The following is a 2,240-nucleotide window of genomic DNA, read 5'->3' as shown; positions in this document are numbered from 1 at the left end:
TATCGTTCAGAAACGCGACGGCGGCTTCCTATACACCACAACGGATATCGCATGTGCGAAATACCGTTACGAAGAACTAGGCGCTGACCGCGTACTTTACTTCATTGACTCTCGCCAGCACCAGCACCTAATGCAAGCTTGGACTATCGTTCGTAAAGCAGGCTACGTACCTGAGTCTGTATCTCTTGAGCACCACGCTTTCGGCATGATGCTTGGTAAAGACGGTAAACCATTCAAGACTCGTGCGGGCGGTACAGTTCGTTTGGCGGACCTTCTTGATGAAGCCGAAGTTCGTGCTGCACAGTTGATTGAATCTAAGAACCCAGAGCTAGATGCTGAAGAGAAAGAGAAGATCTCTAAAACAGTGGCGATGGCAGCGGTTAAATATTCTGACCTATCTAAACACCGCACGACTGACTACGTGTTCGATTGGGACAATATGCTAGCATTTGAAGGTAACACAGCGCCGTACATGCAATACGCATACACTCGCGTTGCCTCTATCTTTGCTAAAGCTGGTGTAGCGATGGATGAACTTCAAGGTGATATCCAAATCACTGACGAAAAAGAAAAAGCGCTTATCGCTAAACTTCTACAATTTGAAGAAGCCGTTCAATCTGTTGCTCGTGAAGGCCAACCGCACATCATGTGTAGCTACCTATTTGAACTAGCGGGTCAATTCTCAAGCTTCTACGAAGCATGCCCAATTCTAGTAGCAGAAGATGAAGCCGTTAAGCAAAGCCGTCTAAAACTGGCAGCCCTAACAGCGAAAACCATCAAGCAAGGTTTATCGCTACTAGGTATCGAAACGCTAGAGCGCATGTAAGCCGCTTTTAAGTTGATAACTTAAGTAGCACAAGCTGAATGATTGCAAAGGTTGACGTGAAAGCGTCAACCTTTTGTTTTATCTGACGTATACTAATTCAAATTGAAATGAATCGGATATCCACAATGAGTTTTGAACTGCACCCTCAATTGGCAAAAGACACCACAGTAATCGGCCACTTCCCTCTTTGCGTTGCACTTCTACATAAAGATAATGCAGTGCCGTGGGTCATCTTAGTTCCTAAACGTGCCAACTTAAAAGAATTGCACCACTTACCGATGAAAGAGCAGCAACAGTTTTTACTTGAATCACAAGCGGTAAGCCAAGCGCTCGAAGCGACTTTCCGCCCTGACAAGTTGAATCTTGGCGCACTTGGTAACATGGTGCCGCAGCTACACATTCATCATATCGCACGCTTTAAGGACGACGTTGCATGGCCAGGGCCGATTTGGGGAAACACAAGCGGCGAGTTTCGTAGCGAAAAAGAACAAGATGAGATTCTCAAACGTATTGGAAATGTATTGTCGCTAAGCTCGATCTTCCATAAAGCTTAATTAATATTCAGCCGCTATGAGATTTGCTTGCCAGCGACAAGGCTATTGATTAGAAACGAAAAAGCCGCATCAGAAATGACGCGGCTTTATTATTTGTAAACTTTGGTTGATGAACCACTACATAGTAACAGTGAGTGACAACTCGTCTTGTTTTGTCACGGCATAACGCACACGCATCACTTCTCGAGCTTTATTGGTATCAACCAAGCGGCTAATTTTACCCTTCTTGATCCACACGCTTAACATTGCATCCGCGCCATCTTCACTCATTCCAAACTGCTTAGCCAGCTCAGACTGTGAGACCGTCCCTTTGTCTGCAATATATTGATAAAGCTCATTTAAAATCATGCGACTTGCGCCTCTAACGCACCATGTTGTTTTTTACCAATACGTTTGAATACGTGATAAGTTCCGATGAAGATTGCAACAATAATTGCCATCCAGACACCACTAGTAATTGGGCTTTCAGAGAAATGCGTCAACTGATTGTAGAACGTTGCACATAGGTAAGCTAAACCCATCGTCCATACCGCAATAAAACGTGCGAAGTTATGGCCAAATTCACGTACATACGCCCCCATCGCAGCAACACATGGTGTGTACAACAAGATGAAGATCAAGTAAGCAAACGCGGCATGACCAGAAACAAACTGAGACTTAATGTTGCCGAAGATAGACGCATCCACTTCTTGTTCTTCTGCGACCGCATTTGAATCTGTTAGGTCACCCACTTCAATGCCTAATGGATCAGAGTAACTCAAGCCCGCAAGGTTCTCAGGAATACTCATTACCGCATCTTTTAGGCTACCCATCAGCTCGAACTCTGCTTCTTCACCGTCACTTGGCGACGTATACAAACT

Annotated in this window: 3 protein-coding genes and 1 pseudogene; 2 read left to right on the top strand and 2 right to left on the bottom strand. The window is 44.9% G+C overall.

Annotation, left to right across the window (positions count from 1 at the left end):
* Window positions 1-826: arginine--tRNA ligase (gene argS, locus R7Q38_RS22775; RefSeq protein WP_318114383.1), on the top strand; the 826-nt coding region annotated here is incomplete at its 5' end.
* 125 nt (window positions 827-951) lie between these two features.
* Window positions 952-1,380: an HIT family protein gene (locus tag R7Q38_RS22770; RefSeq protein ID WP_021449627.1), complete on the top strand. Its 429-nt coding sequence runs from the start codon at window positions 952-954 to the stop codon at window positions 1,378-1,380.
* Between the two features lie 117 nt (window positions 1,381-1,497).
* On the opposite strand, the gene R7Q38_RS22765 is transcribed toward R7Q38_RS22770, so the two are convergent.
* Together R7Q38_RS22765 and R7Q38_RS22760 are read right to left on the bottom strand one after the other, a co-directional pair.
* Window positions 1,498-1,728 carry a FeoC-like transcriptional regulator gene (locus R7Q38_RS22765; RefSeq protein WP_276433053.1) on the bottom strand — a complete coding sequence of 77 codons (231 nt, stop codon included), beginning with the start codon at window positions 1,726-1,728 and terminating at the stop codon, window positions 1,498-1,500.
* Window positions 1,725-2,240: pseudogene (locus R7Q38_RS22760) on the bottom strand (nucleoside recognition domain-containing protein); the annotation flags it as partial. The pseudogene R7Q38_RS22760 and the gene R7Q38_RS22765, both read right to left, overlap by 4 nt.

Source organism: Vibrio sp. Vb0598, assembly GCF_033338935.1.
In the GTDB taxonomy this organism is placed as follows: Bacteria; Pseudomonadota; Gammaproteobacteria; order Enterobacterales; family Vibrionaceae; genus Vibrio; species Vibrio alginolyticus.
The sequence above is the reverse complement of the archived record's forward strand: the minus strand, read 5'-3'. Positions and strand labels throughout refer to the sequence as shown.

Excerpts from the sequence above, each read along its gene's own strand:
- R7Q38_RS22770 (WP_021449627.1), top strand. The coding sequence starts at position 952 with ATGAGTTTTGAACTGCACCCTCAATTGGCAAAAGACACCACAGTAATC.
- R7Q38_RS22765 (WP_276433053.1), bottom strand. The coding sequence starts at position 1,728 with ATGATTTTAAATGAGCTTTATCAATATATTGCAGACAAAGGGACGGTC.